Annotated in this window: 21 protein-coding genes and 1 pseudogene; 13 read left to right on the top strand and 9 right to left on the bottom strand. The window is 52.3% G+C overall.

All coding sequences use genetic code 11. From position 1 onward, the window contains the following. The first annotated feature begins 192 nt into the window (after positions 1 to 192). Positions 193 to 981, top strand: coding sequence for a helix-turn-helix transcriptional regulator (locus tag V5735_RS19405; RefSeq protein WP_423746679.1), 789 nt, complete (start codon positions 193 to 195; stop codon positions 979 to 981). A 61-nt stretch (positions 982 to 1,042) separates the two neighbouring features. Here the strand turns inward: V5735_RS19405 and V5735_RS19410 are convergent, their stop codons facing one another. Further along, complete coding sequence (locus tag V5735_RS19410) at positions 1,043 to 1,492, bottom strand: hypothetical protein (RefSeq protein WP_423746680.1); 450 nt, start codon at positions 1,490 to 1,492, stop codon at positions 1,043 to 1,045. Positions 1,493 to 1,745: 253 nt separating this feature from the next. Here V5735_RS19410 and V5735_RS19415 point away from each other — a divergent pair, with 253 nt between their 5' ends. Both V5735_RS19415 and V5735_RS19420 read left to right on the top strand, forming a co-directional pair. Further along, the gene (locus V5735_RS19415; protein WP_423746681.1) at positions 1,746 to 2,630 is read left to right on the top strand and encodes an ABC transporter permease; all 885 of its coding nucleotides are present in this window, start codon (positions 1,746 to 1,748) and stop codon (positions 2,628 to 2,630) included. Continuing rightward, the gene (locus V5735_RS19420; protein WP_423746682.1) at positions 2,627 to 3,382 is read left to right on the top strand and encodes an ABC transporter ATP-binding protein; all 756 of its coding nucleotides are present in this window, start codon (positions 2,627 to 2,629) and stop codon (positions 3,380 to 3,382) included. The genes V5735_RS19415 and V5735_RS19420 overlap by 4 nt, the downstream gene beginning before the upstream one ends. An 843-nt stretch (positions 3,383 to 4,225) precedes the next feature. Here V5735_RS19420 and V5735_RS19425 read toward each other — a convergent pair. Further along, the gene (locus tag V5735_RS19425) at positions 4,226 to 4,906 is read right to left on the bottom strand and encodes a type 1 glutamine amidotransferase domain-containing protein (RefSeq protein WP_423746683.1); all 681 of its coding nucleotides are present in this window, start codon (positions 4,904 to 4,906) and stop codon (positions 4,226 to 4,228) included. Positions 4,907 to 5,228: 322 nt separating this feature from the next. Here V5735_RS19425 and V5735_RS19430 point away from each other — a divergent pair, with 322 nt between their 5' ends. Continuing rightward, the gene (locus tag V5735_RS19430) at positions 5,229 to 5,504 is read left to right on the top strand and encodes a HalOD1 output domain-containing protein (protein ID WP_423746684.1); all 276 of its coding nucleotides are present in this window, start codon (positions 5,229 to 5,231) and stop codon (positions 5,502 to 5,504) included. Between the two features lie 278 nt (positions 5,505 to 5,782). Continuing rightward, complete coding sequence (locus V5735_RS19435) at positions 5,783 to 6,166, top strand: ester cyclase (protein WP_423746686.1); 384 nt, start codon at positions 5,783 to 5,785, stop codon at positions 6,164 to 6,166. Between the two features lie 237 nt (positions 6,167 to 6,403). Here the strand turns inward: V5735_RS19435 and V5735_RS19440 are convergent, their stop codons facing one another. The 5 genes and pseudogenes from V5735_RS19440 to V5735_RS19460 form a co-directional block, all read right to left on the bottom strand. Beyond that, entirely contained in the window at positions 6,404 to 6,784 is a 381-nt protein-coding gene (locus V5735_RS19440) for a DoxX family protein (RefSeq protein ID WP_423746687.1), read from the bottom strand. Beyond that, positions 6,777 to 7,346 carry a carboxymuconolactone decarboxylase family protein gene (locus V5735_RS19445; RefSeq protein WP_423746688.1) on the bottom strand — a complete coding sequence of 190 codons (570 nt, stop codon included), beginning with the start codon at positions 7,344 to 7,346 and terminating at the stop codon, positions 6,777 to 6,779. The genes V5735_RS19440 and V5735_RS19445 overlap by 8 nt, the downstream gene beginning before the upstream one ends. A gap of 185 nt (positions 7,347 to 7,531) precedes the next feature. Further along, entirely contained in the window at positions 7,532 to 8,128 is a 597-nt protein-coding gene (locus tag V5735_RS19450; protein WP_423746689.1) for a helix-turn-helix domain-containing protein, read from the bottom strand. 264 nt (positions 8,129 to 8,392) lie between these two features. Beyond that, positions 8,393 to 8,668, bottom strand: a complete 276-nt coding sequence (locus V5735_RS19455; protein ID WP_423746723.1) for a helix-turn-helix domain-containing protein — start codon at positions 8,666 to 8,668, stop codon at positions 8,393 to 8,395. Positions 8,669 to 8,671: 3 nt separating this feature from the next. Beyond that, positions 8,672 to 9,054: pseudogene (locus V5735_RS19460) on the bottom strand (DNA-binding protein); the annotation flags it as partial. A 420-nt stretch (positions 9,055 to 9,474) separates the two neighbouring features. Between V5735_RS19460 and V5735_RS19465 the strand changes: the two are divergent. The 7 genes from V5735_RS19465 to V5735_RS19495 all read left to right on the top strand — a co-directional run bounded on the left by V5735_RS19465 (position 9,475) and on the right by V5735_RS19495 (position 14,382). Beyond that, positions 9,475 to 10,239 carry an SDR family NAD(P)-dependent oxidoreductase gene (locus V5735_RS19465; protein WP_423746690.1) on the top strand — a complete coding sequence of 255 codons (765 nt, stop codon included), beginning with the start codon at positions 9,475 to 9,477 and terminating at the stop codon, positions 10,237 to 10,239. Between the two features lie 191 nt (positions 10,240 to 10,430). Beyond that, on the top strand, positions 10,431 to 11,345 hold the full coding sequence (locus V5735_RS19470; RefSeq protein WP_423746691.1) for a glycosyltransferase: 915 nt from the start codon (positions 10,431 to 10,433) through the stop codon (positions 11,343 to 11,345). A 123-nt stretch (positions 11,346 to 11,468) separates the two neighbouring features. After that, positions 11,469 to 11,903 (top strand): DUF3995 domain-containing protein, encoded by a 435-nt coding sequence (locus V5735_RS19475; protein WP_423746692.1) that lies wholly within the window; start codon positions 11,469 to 11,471, stop codon positions 11,901 to 11,903. A gap of 285 nt (positions 11,904 to 12,188) precedes the next feature. Next, on the top strand, positions 12,189 to 12,590 hold the full coding sequence (locus V5735_RS19480) for a VOC family protein (protein WP_423746693.1): 402 nt from the start codon (positions 12,189 to 12,191) through the stop codon (positions 12,588 to 12,590). A 52-nt stretch (positions 12,591 to 12,642) separates the two neighbouring features. Continuing rightward, positions 12,643 to 13,227 carry a YdeI/OmpD-associated family protein gene (locus tag V5735_RS19485; protein ID WP_423746694.1) on the top strand — a complete coding sequence of 195 codons (585 nt, stop codon included), beginning with the start codon at positions 12,643 to 12,645 and terminating at the stop codon, positions 13,225 to 13,227. A gap of 273 nt (positions 13,228 to 13,500) precedes the next feature. Then, positions 13,501 to 13,713 (top strand): hypothetical protein, encoded by a 213-nt coding sequence (locus V5735_RS19490; RefSeq protein ID WP_423746695.1) that lies wholly within the window; start codon positions 13,501 to 13,503, stop codon positions 13,711 to 13,713. A gap of 237 nt (positions 13,714 to 13,950) precedes the next feature. After that, positions 13,951 to 14,382, top strand: coding sequence for an MOSC domain-containing protein (locus tag V5735_RS19495; RefSeq protein ID WP_423746724.1), 432 nt, complete (start codon positions 13,951 to 13,953; stop codon positions 14,380 to 14,382). Positions 14,383 to 14,972: 590 nt separating this feature from the next. On the opposite strand, the gene V5735_RS19500 is transcribed toward V5735_RS19495, so the two are convergent. After that, positions 14,973 to 15,635: a TMEM175 family protein gene (locus tag V5735_RS19500; RefSeq protein WP_423746696.1), complete on the bottom strand. Its 663-nt coding sequence runs from the start codon at positions 15,633 to 15,635 to the stop codon at positions 14,973 to 14,975. On the opposite strand from V5735_RS19500, the gene V5735_RS19505 reads away from it, so the two are divergent. Next, the gene (locus V5735_RS19505; RefSeq protein ID WP_423746697.1) at positions 15,582 to 16,025 is read left to right on the top strand and encodes a SprT-like domain-containing protein; all 444 of its coding nucleotides are present in this window, start codon (positions 15,582 to 15,584) and stop codon (positions 16,023 to 16,025) included. The genes V5735_RS19500 and V5735_RS19505 overlap by 54 nt on opposite strands. Before the next feature lie 809 nt (positions 16,026 to 16,834). Here V5735_RS19505 and V5735_RS19510 read toward each other — a convergent pair. After that, on the bottom strand, positions 16,835 to 17,098 hold the full coding sequence (locus V5735_RS19510) for a HalOD1 output domain-containing protein (RefSeq protein ID WP_423746698.1): 264 nt from the start codon (positions 17,096 to 17,098) through the stop codon (positions 16,835 to 16,837). Positions 17,099 to 18,428 lie beyond the last annotated feature (1,330 nt).

The following is an 18,428-nucleotide window of genomic DNA, read 5'->3' on the forward strand; positions in this document are numbered from 1 at the left end:
CCAATTTGTAAATGCATTATAGATTAATATTTGTATTCACTGAGAGGGTGTTTGTAAGATGACCGTTGGTGTACCATCTGACCGGCTGTTCAGTTGTTGCACACAAAAATGACAACACTTATTCATAAAATGAGAGCAGACAATCTATTCAATAAAATTTATAATGCACTAATATAGAATAATTATAATATTATGGATGGAAAAAGAGACGATATTGAAACCCTCATGTCCGTCGTCTCTCGATTAGAGCATTTGTTCGACCAACTTGTAGCAGGTGTATCCAAGAGATCTCAAATGAAAGAACAGCTTCCAGAGTCCAGGTCGACAATATACCGTGGTCTAGATACTCTAATAGAACATGGTTTCGCCTATGAACAAGACGGAAACTACGTGCCAACTACTTACGGCTACCTCGTCTTTCAGACATACAAACAACTGTGTTCTACTATTGAATCCGTTGCAGATGCTCGTCCACTTCTCGAATCGAACAGATGTGGCAACGAACTCAACTCTAGTATTCTTGTTGATGCAGATATACATATCTCAGAAGGTCACGCACCAAATGCCCCACTCCAGCAATTAACCTCCCTCTTAGCCGATACTGATACTATCCACCAGTACTTGTCGGTCGTCTCACCCTATATTATTGATCATTTCCATCGTCAACTTGTCAATCGGACTCTCCACGTCGAGATCGTCTCGGACACACTAGCAATTGATTACCTTACTGAACAATTCACTGAGAAACTATCGGACATCGAAATTGCTGGCACATTCGAATTGTACCAAGCGATGTCAGATCTTCCATTCGGTTTGATCATTGCTGATGGCTCACAGCCGTGGATGAGTGTTATGATGTATGGACAAGCTGGAAATTTACTCGGTGTTATCATCAACGATACACCCGAAAGTCTAGAATGGGCTGAAAAGACGTACGAATCTGTGGTAAACGAGAAAAAGTCGATACCGATCCGCAGCTGACGAAGAGGGAACCGAGTAGATACAGGACTATTCCGGGGCCGATTTGGAACCGACTACACCACTATCTGACGCTTTCATAGGTAGTTGGAGTCATGTTTATATTCTCCTTCGTCCCCTCACCATGAAGCTCTCCCTCGGTTTTCAGGACGAGACGAATCACCTTGTAACTCAAGCCGTCCTTTGATCGTTGACGTTTGATTTTCCCGAGTCGATTCTTCGAAAGTTTGTGCATCGCGTCCATCGTCTGGCGAGCGAGTTCCTGTGAGTATTTCTTGCTCACGCCGGATTCTTTCAGTCGAATCCACTCGGCGAGATCCGACGCATCGAGATAGGCACGAATCTCGCCACTCCCCTTCGACCAGAGTGAATAGCGACCCGCTTCATCACATTCGCGCCACACTTTCCCCGCGAGTTCGTCGGGCTTGCGGTTCGTGACGGAGGCGAGTATCTCGTCGTCATAGCGGGCGAGTCGTTGCAGTGGGAGCAGGTCTGCCGTCGAAAACGCAACCAACGACGGAACATTTGACGCCTTCTCTCCGAGGACGACGAAGACGAACCAAAGGACTGCGACTGTGAGGGCCTCAACGGGTTCCCGTGCTGGCCGTGCGTGAGAACGGAACGGACGGAACTGCCGAACTAACCACCGCTTCAGTAATTGCCTTTACCTACACGCTTTCTCCTGCCTGCTGGGACTCATCTACCGACTCCATACTAACCTAACAACTTCGAAACGACTATTAATTTCATAGGATATCATCAATGTAATGCGGTGGTCCCCTCTTGCACGAAAGGAATGTAGAACAATTATAACATCAAAAGGTGCGTGGCTTCTGGTTCCACTCATCATTTTGTGGGGTTTTCGTCCGACCTACGCAGGTTGGGGCGCTCTTCACCAGAACATCACCGTTGGATATGTCCAGATCGGTGCGAGTTTCCTTCTTCCCCTGGGTACGATGCTACTCGGATACCAGTCACTCGTTAGTGAACGCACCAGTGGAAGCATCAAATTCCTCCTTGCACTTCCGCTCACACGAACACACATCCTTCTCGGGAAAACCATCGGACGATTCGTAGGCGTTGGAGCGATTACACTCGTCTCGTTCCTCTTGCTCGCTGTCATCGGCATCATCGAACACGGCATTTTCTCCGTGCTTCTGTATCTTGGTGTCGTCATCGCTACCCTCATCCTCGTGGCTGATTTCATTGCAATAGCTGTCGCCATCTCTGCTGTTACGAAACGGACTGTCACAGCAGCCACTTCGATAGTCGGAGTTTTTCTTATCCTACTCGGATGGCAATCTATTGTTCGGAATCTCTATTCAGCATTCACGGGCGTTCAAATCAGCCCATACAATCCCCCTGCCGACGGTCCATTTTTCTTGCTTCTCCGACTGACTCCAGATGCCGCGTACAACGTCCTCACAAATTGGCTTCTTGGGGTCGGCAACTCTGCAGAATTGTTCCACTTTGTTTATATGCAAATTCAACCCTCATCCCAGATCAATGCGTATGTGGTCGATACGACGTTCCAACCTGGAACAGTACCGTGGTATCTCCATCCCGCACTGAGTATTGTGATCCTCTTAGCGTGGCTCATTTTACCGCTTAGTCTTGCTCGGGTACTGTTCAACCGGGGTGATGCACTATGAGCAATTCCCCATCCACAATCGAGACACAAGGGTTGACAAAGCGGTACGATGGTACCTTGGCAGTTGATGGGCTTGACTTACGCGTTGAGCAGGGGGAAATATATGGATTCCTTGGAGCGAACGGTGCGGGAAAATCCACAACGATTGGAATGCTCCTTGATTATCTTCGCCCAACAACAGGCACGGTTCGCGTTCTTGACCGAAACCCTCGTGAGGATGTCGTCGAAGTCCACGACCGAATCGGCGTCCTCCCTGACCGATTTGGTGTCTATGAGGGCGTGACTGGACGTCGACACATCAAGCTCGTCGCTGAGACGAAAGCCGTCAATGACGATCCGGAAACGCTCCTCGCACGGGTGGGGCTCAAAGATGCGGGCGATACGTCTGCTGAAAAATACTCACAAGGAATGCAACAGCGACTTGCCTTAGCGATGGCGCTCGTTGGTGAACCGGAATTACTCATCCTCGATGAACCATTCACCGGTCTCGATCCACATGGTGTCCGCCGAATGCGTGAAATAGTTCATGAGGAGAACGACCGCGGTGCAACTGTCTTCTTCTCCAGCCACGTTCTTGGACAGGTCGAATTGGTCTGTGACCGTGTTGGGATACTTCACGACGGTCAGTTAATCGCCGAAGGATCACTCTCTGAACTTCGAGATCGTAGTGGGAGCGACGATGACGCATCGATGGAAGACGTTTTCGTTTCACTCACTGATGCCCGTGTCGACATGAGAGGTGAAGTCCAATGAGAAGACGTGCATTCCTTGCTGCCACAAGTAGCACATCGTTAGCGGCCCTTGCTGGCTGTCTGGGAGATACCGAGTACACTGTCGCGGATACGAATGTCCAAGCATCCTCTGGCCCGCTATCGTTTTCTGCTTCAATCGTTGATGCAGCTGCGACAATCGAGGGTCCAGCCGCGCTCAAATTCACACTTACGAATACAACGAAGGAGACCCTCCGTATTCGGAACTACGGCATATGGCCGCTTGGCATTCTATCATTAGACGAATCCCTGTCCTCGAATCGGTCACCCTCAGTAAAGATGTACTCAAAAGCCTATTCGGAGAGCAATCGGGTAGAGATCAGTTCAGACAGGAGTTCTATGTCGGTTGAGGGTCGTCCACTCACCCGATCACTATCTGCTAGCGAATCTGTTAGTGCAACGTACCAGATTTATGGAAATGACCTTCCTGGCGCTGGTAGATACTATCTCACCGGATCATTTGATCAACCAGTATTAAGCTATACTCAAGGGACGAAAAAGTGGACTCGATATACCCTTCGAGTGGCTATTGATATCCAGAAAAAGAAGCGCCTTCCAATCTGATCCTGGTTGTCAGATGGTGACTTCCCGTGCTGGCCGTGTGTTCGTGTGGGTCGCGAAGAACTGCCGAACGAACCACCGCTTCAGCTCTTTTTATCCATGGTACGCCAACTGACGTTTTCGGATATCACCGACCAGCGAATGCTCACCGAAAGCGCGGATGCTGCGACCGACGATACACCCGAGACACCGACAGCCCTCTTCACCCTCGCGTTGTGATTCAGCTGCAGGTACGGCGCGGAATGATGCGCCTTTGGCCTGGTATCTAGAGTTCATCAAGGAGCGTCTGGGCTGCGGCACTGGAAGACTGAGGACCTCGCCCAGTCACAAGATCACCATCGACGCGAACGCTCACGTCTTGGTCAACTTCTGCATCCCAGTTACCGCCAGCAGCCTCAACTTCGTCTTCAACCCAATATGGAAGCTTCCTGCCGTCAGGAAGTCGATCGTTTTCGTCGACGAGGTCGGCTTCCCACTCATTCGGGAAGCCAGTAACATCACGTCCCTTGGCAAGTGGTTGTCCCTCGCTATCTCGCGCGAAGGCGAGGATGGCGAGCGTATGGCAGACCACGAGTGCTTTCCCACTTTCTCCTTCGATCGTTTCTCGAAGCAGTGAACGGGCATGGTGATCCTGATTGACGTCCCATTCAACCCCATGTCCGCCTGGATAGACGATCGTATCGTACTCTTCGGCAGTGGCTTCTGCGATCGGAATCGGATTATTGAGTCGGTCGTCAGTTTCGTGGACCTGCTCAACCCTTTCAGCAGTTTCAGAACCAACGAACGGATTGTCGGGATCAATCGACGTGTCGTCGATGACTGGCTTCGAACCGGATGGTGTCGTAACAGTGATGTCGAATCCAGCTTCGTCGAGCGTCGTAAGTGGCTCGACGCATTCTTCGCCCCAATATCCCTCTTCGCTTACAACGAATAGCGCAGATGCCATGTGCACTTTCTAGTGTTGTGCGTGATTCGGAAAAGACTGCTGGCACCCGAATCACTTATCAATCGAGTCAATGGACTCGCTCTGTTAGGATCTAATAGATATTGAGTCTGGACAATATTTCATACGTTTTGGATTACTACCCATCGGTTGCTTAGGCCGTCGGATGAGCGTTCACTATCCACTCCGTATCTGACGTATGTTTCTTATGTATATTTACTAGGTAACATGTTGTCGACTAACTATTCGATCATAGTCTGTTTGGAACATTGTGTTACTTGGTCAACACTCTTATGGGAACCACGTTCTAAGAGTAGATGAAACAATGAGTGTAACAGCTAGTTCACAGTCGTTGGACGGTCTGTGTGCCAATCGAGCGAGCGCTGTCGCTCTTGAGGTATTAGTACAATACGACGACATCGATCTCGACGAAACGGGCCTTCGACTGTACGATGTGGTTGACCCAGAGGCACTCGATAGCCTGTTTTACCATCAGGAAGAGTCTGCCCCTTCTGTAGAGTTCAAGGTTTGCGATGCTACGGTGCATGTATGGCAATCAGATGGCGAGATCCGAGCACGGGTCAATGATGAACGTGACTAGCTCACTGGGACTCACAGAGAAGAAAATCGAGAGCCTTGAAATTAAGCCCCGGTAGAGTTGTCACTCTCGTTAGCAACGCCTACGGCAAACATATGGCCGCCGTTGAGAATGCGACTGACGACGGAATCCTCGATGCATTCCCGTCGGAGGACGACGATACCGAACCAGAAGACTGCGACTGTGACGGTCTTAACAGGTCCTGACAACAATCACTTTCGCCGCACTCGGATTAGTTATTTTATGGCTAATAACATTGTTCCACTGGGAATCAAGATCGTATGAGCGAACAAATTGACGCCCTTCACCGGCTCTTTGAGGGAGTATGGAACGGAGAAGATCCGGATGTTGCAGACGAACTCGTCGGACCAGAGTACGTCATCCACGACCGCGACATCGCTGATGAACTGCGCGGGCCAGAACTGTACAAGACGTTGGCGAGCATAACGAAAGAAAGCTACTCGGACTTCGAGTTAACTATTGACGACGAGGTCGAAGAAGACAATAAAGTTGCCCTTCGGTGGACGATGACAGGTACCCACGAAAATGGGGAACAAGTGGAAATGGCCGCTATCGGAATCAATCGGTTCGAGGATGGACAGCTAGTCGAGTCCTGGACTCAGTCCGATACGCTCGGCCTTATGGAGCAGCTTGAAGCTGAGTAGGGTAAAGCCAGAGAACTGACCCAATTATTATGAACATTCGACAAGTTGGCAACTCGAGGATGATCTTGTCAAACTAGGTACTCGGCAGACTGACAATGGGAAGCGTGACCCGTACAATCACGTAATGTGATCCAATATGTTTGGGACGATGAGTTTCGTTGGGGATGTCAACTGTACGGGAACCAAAGTTGTTGCCCGTGCACCTCTACGTCGCCGACTATTGCTTCCATGGGCAGTTCACGAAATCAAGTCCAACACCAGTGTGGCTACGGCCAACAGGAGGAACATATGCTGCCCACTGACTGAGTAGTCGCCAACGCGTATGTGAGCGATGGTGGCACCGACAAAGTACACAACGAGGCCGACTGCGGCGGCCGTCCCGATCGATGGCATTGGTACGCCGATGCCGATCAGCAATCCGAGCACACCCGCTGCTTTCAGGGTGCCCAGCATAGGCAGCCATGATTCTTTCACGTCTACTTCAGCCATGGACTCGAGGATGGCCTCAGGGGGCCGAAAGAAGGCTGCCGCCGAGATGCCGACAGCGATGATAGTCAGGATACTGACTCCAATGTATGCGGTGGACATTGCGAGTGTCATGATCGGGAAATCAATCATCATGTTCTATCTGTATCTCTGACTGAACAATCGCACACAAATCGTCGGACTCGATTTCAAGCGGAATATTAACGAGGTTAGTGTAGTTTTGGAACGCATTTAGCCACGTGATTTCGACGATCTCTCGCTCGTTGAAATGTATGCGGAGTTCTTCAAATGTTGCGTCAGCGACGTTCTTCTGGCGTGTGACTTCTTCCGCATACGCCAGCGCCGCGCGCTCCCGATCAGAGAAGAGTGGACTCGTCTGATACTCTGCGAGCGCGTTAAACTTCTCCACCCCGAGGTTCTCGCGGACTGCCTCCGACCGCGCGAGATCCACACAAAAGCCGCACCCGTTGATCTCCGAAGTGAGCATCCCTACCATGAGCTTGAGTTCAGAATCAAGCTGAATCCTCTCACGGAATTTCTGGAGCTTGCGGTTAACTCCCAGAGACCCTGGTATGCGTGCGGTCACGACCTTCATCGGAGTCAGTGCCGCGCCGAACTCTTGTCGCATCATCTGGTAGGCGGACTGTATTTCGGGTTCATCGGGCTTCTCGATTGGCTCTAGTCTCGGGCCCATATCTCTACGTACGGGAGCACAGAGGATGGATATTCAGTGCAACATGTTCCAGCCAACAGCCAGCCACATGAGCACCGATCGAAGAACCCAATGTTCCAAGCCGGTCGGATTCGGAAGAATAGTCAGCGTACCTAAACATCGGATTTCGGTTGTGAGCCGTGGGTCGTCCATGTACAACTATTGGTCTATTCGATTGCCCCCGCGAAGAACTCCTTGACGACCGTCTCTTCGGCGTTGTGAAGCACCCTGCTCGCCGTCGATTTGCCGACATCAAGCCCGGCTGCAAGATCGGTGAGCGTACATTGGCGTGGGCTATCGTAGTATCCGCACTGAAGGGCCTCAAGCATGAACCGCCGTTGACGGTCGGTTAACAGATCGGTTGGCTGGGTCGATTGAGTGACTGATATGACCTCATACGTGAAGCTAGTGTCCTCGAACTCGGCTTTAAACTGCGACAGCCGCTCGTGTGAGGTCGTCAGTTCAAAATTTACCCATCCATTTTGGAGAGTGAGCGGAAATTGCAGTGTGATAAGGTTTCCAGAGTCTAAGATGGCACGAATTGGTGGCGGAATAAGCGGCATCTTATACTGGATTAGAACGGACTGATCGTCGGTGTGGAGTACGTCATAGGTAAGCCGAGCATCATCGAAAGAGCGAAAAACGGCCTGACGGTACTCCACTGGTGCCTTAAACGCGACACGGAGTCCATCACCCGTGGGGAAGACAGCGGGTATCTGAAACTCCTCGTCGGGGTGGTCAGTCGAGAACTCGACTAAGTCCACCGGAAGTCTGAATCGAAATTGAGCACGGGGCATATATCCCACCGTTCGATTACTGGCCACTTCTATTTTGACACGAGCAAGTGGTCGGTGTATTTAGATTCTGGCGTCAGTAGATGTGCATCCGTCATGCCAGCGGTTTGGGCGCAGTGGAACCCTCGCTCAACTCAAGGCCGCTCCGCGCAATGACAATTATGTCGATATTCGCTCAACTACAAAGAGCCAGCAGTTGATCAGCACCAAATATCTTTGAGACGACCGGTCGCTTCAGCAATCGGTGGTGCCAACATGGAGCGAAGAAAACACGGTCGCCTCGATCTTCCGAAGATGCTCACCAACTGTTGTCTCAGAGAGCCCTGTCACCGCCGCGATTTCGTTGTGAGTTGCCTCGCAAGGTTCTTGATAATACCCGAGACCAACCGCTGTCTGAAGCACCTCGCGCTGACGTTTGGTCAGCCGAGAGACAATGTGGCGCGGGCCGGGTGTGTATGAACCGGTTCGTTCGACTTCTAGCCTGACGCCCTCTCGCTGCTCGGAAAGCACATCGGTGAAGGCCGCCTCCGTTCCAATGTAAGTCACCCGGAGACCGCCGTCGTCGGTGTGTTCGACCGGCATGTCGATCAGGTATGACGACTCCCGCCGGTCTTTCATGAGCATCCGGGTCAAGTTGTCCGCAGCGTGCGGGTGTAGGAGAAGAATCCGTCCTTGTCGCCGGAGATCGAGAATTCGAAGACCTTCGACGACTCCGATAGGACCTGACGGAGCCCTTCGACATCGCCGCGTCCCTCAGCGAACATCGCGACGGTATCGTCGGCGAGTAGTTCCATACGGTGAATAGCCCGGTACTCTAAGCCAAGCTCGTTGACCCGCCGATCAAGTCGGTTGATTCCTTCCTCGCTAGGATAGGCCACGACAGTAACATAGCGCATGTACTAGCTATTAGAAGCCATCTAATAGCCCTTGACGATAAAGTTCCATGGATCGCCGGCAGCGTGTTCATGGTTCTTAGATGAGGAGAGGTAATGAATGGATTTCGTACAGACAATCGGGGGGACATCGAGCCGGGGTACCAACACTGGGGTCAGGCGAGCAATTCTTCTCAGTACTCATAGACAGGGCACCGACCGTGACTATTATTCCCTCACTGGGTGCACTCGCGAGGATATCGAAAATTTATCAGATGGTCACACCCATTTCTGCCATTTCGATATCCGCTATTGGTCTACGCACCACAATCGCTTTGATAGCCGTTCTCGGGAGGGCGTAATCTGTTACAGACAGTTGGCGTATTGCATACGTGAATATCAACGATCGTTGTGTTTCATTGCCGATCAGGTATCACTGAGAGTATGACTCCGCTAATTGACGAGGAGGTTATCGTCCTCACTGGCGCGAATCAGGGAATCGGCTATCACTTGCTGACTGCCTTAGCCAAGGACAATCGTCAGATTGCCGCACTCGATATCAACGGTGATAACGTTCTCGACGTCCAAGACGATGTTCCCGCCCGAGTCCGATACTACGAGTGCGATGTCACAGACACCGACGATGTGAACACAGTAGTGAACGATATCATCGAGCAGTGGGGTCGAATCGATATCCTCGTTAACAACGCCGGTGTGGCCCGAGTCGCTCCGTTCCAAGAGCAATCAATAGCCGATACACGCCGTGAATTTGAGGTCAATTTCTTCGGCTATCAACGACTAATTCGGGCGGTCCTCCCGCACATGCTCGACCAAGGGATCGGTATCATCCATAACATGTGCTCTGGAACTGCGGATACCGGACATCCTGGCATGTCCGGATATTCCGCGACCAAAGGTGCCATCAAGGCATTCGTTCGCTCGCTCCGACTCGAACTCCGAGACACCGATGTCTCTTGTACATTGATGGTTCCGCCGTCGGTGAACACAGGGATGACCGCTAACCTCGCGTACCCGGAGTGGATGACGGTTGGACCCGAGGAGATTGGCCACAAGCTGGCCGACAAGATTCATTCGACTCGGTCGGTGATCACGCCTGATCGGACGACGAGAATCGGCCTCTCGCTTACCCGACGTTTCCCGTCCCTCTGGCGAAGAATAACAGCCGGGGTCGTCGGCAGCCAGAAATAACGACACGAACGACCTGTTGTCGACCTCTTATCGACGTTCAACACCTCTGTAAACACCTCTGCCTACGGCATGCGTTACTCCTTGAACAAGAGAAGTTAGTGCCCGCAAATTCAGCTAAAGTCGTTTCCTATAAGCGTCCATGGATCGCCGGCAGCAGGCTCATCGCCCCCGAACGAGGAGACATAAACATCATGTCTGATCTCCCACCGGTAAGCGTCCTCCTACCGACCACGAGGTGGACCGATGCGTGTGCGGAGCTGGCCACTCAACTCGACGATGGCGACGAACTCTTAATTATCCACGACGAGGAGGACGACCCTGTCACCGAGCAAGCAGACCAGCCCGAGGGTGTCCGACTCATCGCCGCCAGTGAGCCGAAAGGCTGTTCAGGGAAGGCCAACGCCATCGCCGCCGGAATGGCGGCTGCGCACCATGACCGCCTCGTCTGGACCGACGACGACTTCTACCATCCGCCAGACTGGCTAACGGTCATTAACACGGACTACGAAGAATACGGGCCTGTGTCGGAGGTACCATACTTTGTCGGCCAAGACCCACTGTCGGTGCTACTCGAACCGCTGTACGCCTCGGCTGGCTCGCTGCCCCTCTATCTCGGTGATCAGATTTGGGGTGGCGCGGTCATATTCGAACGAGACGATATCGACGAAGTCGCCTTTCTCGATGAACTCCAGCGAACTGTCAGTGACGATGGGCTCCTCATGGAGTACCTCCAAGTGACGACAGTCGACCGGACGCGCATCGTTCCTATCGGGGGGACCATCCGCGAGGCAATTGAGCGTCCGGTTCGGTGGACGCAGATTCTCCGATGGCATTTTCCCGGTGCCATCGCCGGCACGTGGCTGGTTTTGCTGTTTGTCCTCGTCGGAGCGATCCTAGTTCCACTTCCAGCAGCGGCTGTCCTAACGGTGGTACATTTTGCCATCAATGAGATGTTGGGCGTTCGCAGGTGGACGGCCGTGCTGGCTTATCCGGCGCTTTTCGTGTTCGTACCCCTACTTTTGTATGCGTACGCCCGCCGGACGTTCGTTTGGGGCGGCCGGCGATACCGCTGGCGCGGGAAGTTCGACGTGACGGTCGTCAAGTAGGGACCCGTCTAGAAACAACCCACCAGTCTAAGAGAAAACCAGAGTTATACCTTCACCACGAAGATGCCACCCACTATGCGATCGTGGTCACCAATGTGAACAGGTTACACCGCCTGTACATGGATGTTCGTGTTCGCCGCAATGAGTTTCTATTGGGCTCTTGGCGGAACTACAGGTCTGAACACCGTCTCACTTGGTCAGGAAGTTGCAGGCGAATCGTGGTTCATCACGGCCCTCTGGCTCACTGGCATTTTAAAGGTCGGTGGTGGACTGCTCGCGCTTGCGCTGGTCCAGACATGGGGTCAGCAGATTCCGCGCTGGCTGTTGCTCATTGCTGCATGGGGTGTAGGTGCTGTACTGGTCATCCACGGGGGTGATTTCGTGATTCAGGGAGCACTCACAGAGACAGGACTAATCAATCTCTCCAGCCCTACGGCTTGGACATCGGATCACTGGCAGACATTCGTGTGGGGACCCTGGTGGCTCCTCGGTGGGTTTCTCTTCTGTACAGCGGCGTGGAACTGCCAACCGAGGTCACGTAATCAGCAGGTCAGGTGATGAGTAGTTGGTACCCCGTGTATGCCAAGAGCCAGATTAGTTCTATACAGAATATCCTGCTTGTTGTGACAAAAGTTGAGACAGATTTTCTTAATGCATGGAATGCGCTGATAGACGGAGCGGTATCTTGCATGTTGAGACTAACAGCACACTGAAATCAGATGTTATCTTGACGGCGCCTCTTTTTGTCCTGCTACACAACCGTTGGCTACAATCACTTCCGGTACGCTAGGATTGCCTATTTTACCGACAAACACATTGAGACCACGGAGGACAATAGCAACGATGAACCTGAACGTCAAAGCCGCAGACTTCGTTTTTCAGCCCGTTACGGACTTTAGTACGTCAGTTCCGTTCTACTGTGATACGCTCGGATTAGAGCTTGAGACAATCGATGAAGACAGTGGATGGGCAGAGTTTGCATTCCCACCAACCACGCTTGCACTTGGAGAAGCCAGCCCGCAGATGCCGTTTACCCCGGGAGAAAGTGGCAGTGGTGTCGCAATGGCCATAGATGATGTCGAAACAGCTACCGAAGAACTCAAAGATGACGGAGTAACGATTCTGATGGACCCGATCGACAGTGGTGTCTGCCGCATGTCCATAATTGCTGATCCGGATGGTAATCCGATTATCCTGCATAAGCGCAACGATGGCACTCACGGACGAGTTGACCCATTTCCCTGACTACCCCACAAATTAACCTCGAAGGCAACTAATTAGTGGTACATGTAGAACAATGGCACCAACGTTCTTTTCCTTGCCGGCAGAGTTCCGGGAGTGGCTCAAAGAAAACCACGACACAGCCGACGAGGTGTGGGTTGGATACTACAAGAAAGACGCCGATCAAACCGGCATTAGCTATGGTGAATCAGTGGAAGAAGCCATTTGTTACGGGTGGATCGATGGGCTGGTTAACGGCATTAACGACGAGACGTATAAACGCCGATTCACCCCCCGCAAACCAGATAGTAAGTGGTCGAAAACAAACAAAGAACGCGTCAGGCGGATGATCGATGCCGGGAAAATGACGCCTGCTGGAATGGAGCTGATCGAAGCCGCTAAAGAATCCGGAGAGTGGGATAATGCATACAGATTGGGTGAAGACCATACAATTCCACCGGAACTGAAGGACGCTTTGCAGGCGAACGAGACTGCATGGGAGAATTTCCAGACCGTTTCGAACACTGACCAGCATGCATTCATCGCTCTCGTTAACGATGCGAAGACAGCCGAGACGAAAGAAAAACGTATTGAACGCACTGTCGAGCTGGCGGAACAGAATCTCCGGGCATATGACGAGGACAACAACCATCGGCTTTGATTGTCGTTGATCGAGTGTGTCGTCACTTCCCTTTATGAGATTGTACAACTCCTTTCCTCTTGTTCCTCAATTCGAAAGTCACAACCCCTGCTCGTGACAAAAACACTAACAACGCAGTAAGGGATCTAGAGGTGTAGATTGCCACTCGATACATAGTGATGGGGCATATTTGTGTTGGAGGGTGCTTTCGGCGACGGCTTTCCTGCAATGGATAACGAGTATTACCCTCATTCAAGTGGGGAACCACATCTAATGAACCCTTATCTTGATCTCTTGGAATCGAATAAACACATCCGAGAGGTCGTAACCATCGACGACGGCGCGCTCAACGCATTCCCCTCGGAGGACAACGATGCCGAACTGGACAACTGCGACTGTGACAGTCTCAGTGACTTCCCGTGCTGGCCGTGCGTGCGAACGGGACGGACAGAACTGCCGAACGAACCACCGCTTCAACAACACGATGTCCTCTATCCGGGCAAATAGTTCGATACCATCTTTTGAGTTCCAGTAGATAAGAGTAGGGAAGTGTGCTTCCAGAGCCGTTGCGTAGTATACTAATAGACGAAAACAGTGAGCCAGAGCGCAGTGCTGACTCGTCCGTCCATCCACTATGTACATTTTCACCTTCCTCGAAATCTACAATATACACTTCCACGAAGGAACTGTATGGAACTCGGCCGAGTCGAGGGAATTCACATTGCCCCCGACAGTGGTGATCCGATGCAGGCACGAATGGACGTGGAAGCAGTTGCGGGACGAGGACTCCGTGGCGATCGGTACTTTGAGGAACGCGGGCTCTGGAACTTCCTTGACGAGGATCCGAATCGAGATGTGAAGGAGGCAAGTGACGTTACTTTCATTGAAGCCGAGGCACTAGCAGCGGTTGAACAGGAGGCAAGTATCGAAATCTCGCCAGGTGCGCATCGTCGAAACGTAACGACACGAAATGTCCCACTCAATCACCTCGTGGGCCAAACATTCACTGTCGGCGATGTTCTCTGTGAGGGTATCCAACTCTGTGAACCATGTGGTTATATGCAGTCGCTTGTCGGCGAAGAGGGACTTTCTGAGGCCCTTGTTCATCGTGGCGGACTCAATGCGTCCGTGATTGAATCCGGACAGTTTGGTGTCGGCGATGAGGTGCGGTGGTAACAGTGGTCGTTATTGATTTGGATGAATCCTTATCCGTTGAAATGACAATGGGGGCCTCGAAGCCATGCCGTTATACGGTTATCTATGAGGGAGAGGACGTTGCCCAGTATGAGACGAGTGCGGATCCGCGAACGGCTGGTGGGCGTGTCGGTCTTCGAAATGTCATCTGCAGACACGTGGCAGATTATGACAAGGCGATGGTTAATGAGCAGCTCTCGACGGAAATCTCAGAACACGCTGAGGCAGTAGCCAACGAATTTGGACCGAGATAACCTTCGTACATTTACTCGATTTCTTACCGTACTACGTCCACCGCAACGCCTACTGCAAACACATGGCCGCCGTCGAAAACCCAACCGACGACGGGACGCTCAACGCATTCCCCTCCGAGGACAATGATGCCGAGCCCAAAGACTGCGACTGTGACGGTCGCAATGGCTTCCCATGCTGGCCATACGTGCGAACGGGACGAAAAGACCTACCGAACGAACCACCGCTTCAGCTCTTTTCCTCCATGGCACGCCAAGTGACGGTCTCGGATATCACCAACCAGCGAAGGCTCACTGAGAGTACGAAACACTGTACTGTAACTACGATTCCTCTAGACTCTCGACGACTCGCGACTGTAGAACGGCATTTATCGGAATCAGAAGCAACCAAGTGAGGATGGCCCACGTCGGATCGAAGATCGCAACGAAAATCGAGAAGACAAACACCAGTGGAGACGCGAAAAATCGAGTTGCCTGAATTAACGCGGTGCGTGACGTAATACCCTCTTCGATGAGATCTTCGCGTGAGGCGTAGCTCCAGAAAAGTGCAAGACTGAACCCAGTGAGCGCCAGCACACCCGCATAGAACATGATACCGAACTGGCCGGAATAGGTGCTGAACAGGCTCGTGCCGAACGGGACAAATGCGACCATAAGTAAGAAAAGGAGATTGAGCCAGATTACCCCGCGAGTATGCTGTTCGACATGAATGAATATACGGCGATGAAGTATCCAGTACAGCCCGATTATCAAGAAGCTCAGCACATAGGCAAAGAATTCGTGCCACTCTTCGAGGAGTAGCTCGGGGAGTACCGAGACTGAACTGCCTGCGGGAACGGTCGGAACTGTAATCTCGAGTACTAACAATGTGATTGCGATTGCAATGACCCCATCACTTAGTGTTATGACCCGATCCGTCTCTTCCGCGGCTTGGCGAATGGTACGTCCCATAGCATACACTATGGCCTCGATCCAGAATCCCATTTCCCCTCAAAGTGTACTCTGCGACGGGCAGGCGTCACGAAGTACAACCCAACAACAGAAGCAATCACGATCGCGCTGACCTGGACAGCCGACGAGAAGCACGGCTGGGAGCAATTCAGTGCGACTGTCCGGCACGAACTCATTCACGCATGGCAGTACCACGAGTTCGGCGAGGCAGATCACGACGCAACGTTCGACCGGTGGACCGATGCCCTCGACACAACCCAGCACTGCGAGCGGTTCACTACGCCAAAGTGGTGGCTGGTGTGCGAGGACTGCGGCGGTCGGATTGCTCGGTATCGACGTTCGAAAACAGTTCGCAACCCCGAGCAGTACAGTTGTAGCAACTGCAGTGGGTCACTACACGTCGAGAAGGACGACAGTCACTGACCGAATTCTCGTTTAAGTAGTTCTCGCGATAAGCAGTAGATACGAGGAAGATTCTCACGGCGCACTGCTTTCTGCCTAAGTCCTTGCTATCGCTCCTAGTTCACAGAAGAGCCTGCGTTAGTAGCTTATACTAACTCTTCGTGGCTCCATCGCTGTAACACAACCAGAGCTAGCGTCCGAATTTCAATTGAGAAGACGGGATACTGGCCAGTTGATATTTCCGACAGGCACCCGTTAACAACCAGCGCATGTGTCTCGTGTATCGACTCATACTCCCCGCCGAGGAAGTCGCTCTCCTGTATCCTCGCTTGCAAGAATCAGACGTGATTCTCGAATTTGCCACCCTTGGAACTCCCGATACCGGGTTGCTTCCGCAATTCTGGGCGTATGGTACCGGCCGCGACCAACTCGCCGAGCAGCTCGATGCTACGCCAGCACTTCGTGCAATTTCGAAACAAACCGTCTGCCCCGATCGTGTGCGTTATGTGGTGCAGTGGAATACAGACACGAAGGCAGTTGCTGCTCTCGAACGGTTCAGAACCCGACTTCGTAACTCGGCAGTCTCTGTATTATTCGGGCGAATTACACCCGCTGAATGGGTCTGTGTACTACAAGTACCAAATCAACATGCAGCGATTCGTTGCTATACCGAGTGTGAGTATCCCGACTGCCGACTCGCTCAGGCCTCCGACCTTGACCCCACAAGCCACCGACCGCAATCCTGTTGAAGCAAAGATCCAATCTTCGTGAACGTCTTTGACTGCCCACTGTATCTCCTGTATCTCACTACTGGCCCCCAATAGTGTGTCCTATGAATCTACGTCAGCAACGGAAACCGTCCGGTCAGAATGAATCGTAACGTGATTCCCAATATACTCAAAGCTCACTTCTAGTGAGCCATGCTGATAGAGATCTTCGAGGGCATCGGGGTCAATCACCTCGTAGAGGGGCGTCGCAGGCTTCGTGCCATTCGCTTCAGTTACTGCTGTCACCACGGCAGCAGTGATCGACTCGGTGTCTGGACGTGTCGTTCGTATCGATGGCTCTGGCTGCGATGATGACGTGTTCTCCATACGCTCTGCTCAAGCAAGGTGTGCTAATAGTTTTTAGGGGTTACTTGGTAGCATATCGCACGCTTTTTGAACAATCTCACCGAGCCGAACACCCACCTCTTCCCGATAACCGCCCACGCTTACCACCAACCCACTAGCCCACCACCCCTACAATTTCTCGCACCTTGTGGACAGTCGGCTAGGCAGACACAGGGTGCCCACCCTGACGTCAACCACCCCGTTTTCAAGTGAAATTCAACAGCACAGTCAACCAGTACCGGCCAGGCTGACAGTCCACTAGTACCACACCGGATTTCCGGAGTAACTCAGCTATACACCACTGAAAGACGCTCTCTCCATCCATAATCACTTGCGCTCTCACAGACAGTCCCATAGACCCATACCAATGACAGTCCAGGGGCTGATTCACAGAGGACAGTCCATTAGCCACAACCAGTCCACGTCACAACTCGTCGCAGCACGTTTGACAGTCCCCCCGGTCGTCATCGGATATGACCATCACCCGCTGGTGCCGGGATGACAGTCCCACGGGCCGTAACACTCCCAACGTCTATTCTGCTGGTCGGGAATGGACAGTCCAGAGTCAATCTGTTTCACCTCAGGGTTGGCTGCGCTCATCTCCCGTGGACAGTCTCGTAGCGTGGATCAATACCGGTCACTGGTGCGTTCATTGAAAACCCGGTGTCTCTCCAGGTGGCACCCCCACATAGCATCCGTGTTGGCACCCAGATCTGCGTGAAGATAGTGGGCACCCCAACCAATGCATCCACTGGCAGCCCTCTCTCGTCGCTCATCGGGTTTTGTTGTCCTGTCCGTGGAGAGGACTGTCAGAACTCGTCGCGCTTGGTGACTGTCCTGTGCTGTCTCACACCCGTTGCGTCTCGCACTTCGCCACTTGGTTTCCGGTGTGAACCACTTCTCGAGGTCATCTCATCCTGGTGACTGTCGCCCTCTCGCAAAACTGCATGTCCTTGCTGTCGGTACTCCGGCTAGCTCCTCATCGCACTGCTCATCCCTTGTTTTCAGCCACCTTTCTCGCTCCCTCTCCACTGTCCGTGGCTGTCTCGTTCTCATTGACTGTCCACTGATCTCAGTCTAATCACCTCTCTACCTCGTGTTGTCGGTATGCCCTTCGGGAAGCTAGATCTGTCTCTATTTCTGTCTTCTATCCGCATTGTCGGAGTGTCCCATCTCACGGTATTCTCTATTCTATGGCTGCTGTTTCTACATCATGGGACTGTCCCTCTGTGCTCGCACTGGCCTCTCTCGTTGTCTCGTCGTGGTGGACTGTCGTCCAGTCCCTACACACCAGTCTGTAGAAATATTGTTT

The sequence above is a fragment of the Haladaptatus sp. SPP-AMP-3 genome, from assembly GCF_049568665.1.
Classification (GTDB): Archaea; Halobacteriota; Halobacteria; order Halobacteriales; family Haladaptataceae; genus Haladaptatus; species Haladaptatus paucihalophilus.

What these genes read in the sequence shown, in the direction of transcription:
- V5735_RS19405 (WP_423746679.1), top strand. Translation starts at nt 193, where the DNA reads ATGGATGGAAAAAGAGACGATATTGAAACCCTCATGTCCGTCGTCTCT.
- V5735_RS19415 (WP_423746681.1), top strand. Translation starts at nt 1,746, where the DNA reads ATGCGGTGGTCCCCTCTTGCACGAAAGGAATGTAGAACAATTATAACA.
- V5735_RS19420 (WP_423746682.1), top strand. Translation starts at nt 2,627, where the DNA reads ATGAGCAATTCCCCATCCACAATCGAGACACAAGGGTTGACAAAGCGG.
- V5735_RS19425 (WP_423746683.1), bottom strand. Translation starts at nt 4,906, where the DNA reads ATGGCATCTGCGCTATTCGTTGTAAGCGAAGAGGGATATTGGGGCGAA.
- V5735_RS19430 (WP_423746684.1), top strand. Translation starts at nt 5,229, where the DNA reads ATGAGTGTAACAGCTAGTTCACAGTCGTTGGACGGTCTGTGTGCCAAT.
- V5735_RS19435 (WP_423746686.1), top strand. Translation starts at nt 5,783, where the DNA reads ATGAGCGAACAAATTGACGCCCTTCACCGGCTCTTTGAGGGAGTATGG.
- V5735_RS19440 (WP_423746687.1), bottom strand. Translation starts at nt 6,784, where the DNA reads ATGATTGATTTCCCGATCATGACACTCGCAATGTCCACCGCATACATT.
- V5735_RS19445 (WP_423746688.1), bottom strand. Translation starts at nt 7,346, where the DNA reads ATGGGCCCGAGACTAGAGCCAATCGAGAAGCCCGATGAACCCGAAATA.
- V5735_RS19465 (WP_423746690.1), top strand. Translation starts at nt 9,475, where the DNA reads ATGACTCCGCTAATTGACGAGGAGGTTATCGTCCTCACTGGCGCGAAT.
- V5735_RS19470 (WP_423746691.1), top strand. Translation starts at nt 10,431, where the DNA reads ATGTCTGATCTCCCACCGGTAAGCGTCCTCCTACCGACCACGAGGTGG.
- V5735_RS19475 (WP_423746692.1), top strand. Translation starts at nt 11,469, where the DNA reads ATGTTCGTGTTCGCCGCAATGAGTTTCTATTGGGCTCTTGGCGGAACT.
- V5735_RS19480 (WP_423746693.1), top strand. Translation starts at nt 12,189, where the DNA reads ATGAACCTGAACGTCAAAGCCGCAGACTTCGTTTTTCAGCCCGTTACG.
- V5735_RS19485 (WP_423746694.1), top strand. Translation starts at nt 12,643, where the DNA reads ATGGCACCAACGTTCTTTTCCTTGCCGGCAGAGTTCCGGGAGTGGCTC.
- V5735_RS19495 (WP_423746724.1), top strand. Translation starts at nt 13,951, where the DNA reads ATGCAGGCACGAATGGACGTGGAAGCAGTTGCGGGACGAGGACTCCGT.
- V5735_RS19500 (WP_423746696.1), bottom strand. Translation starts at nt 15,635, where the DNA reads ATGGGATTCTGGATCGAGGCCATAGTGTATGCTATGGGACGTACCATT.
- V5735_RS19510 (WP_423746698.1), bottom strand. Translation starts at nt 17,098, where the DNA reads ATGGAGAACACGTCATCATCGCAGCCAGAGCCATCGATACGAACGACA.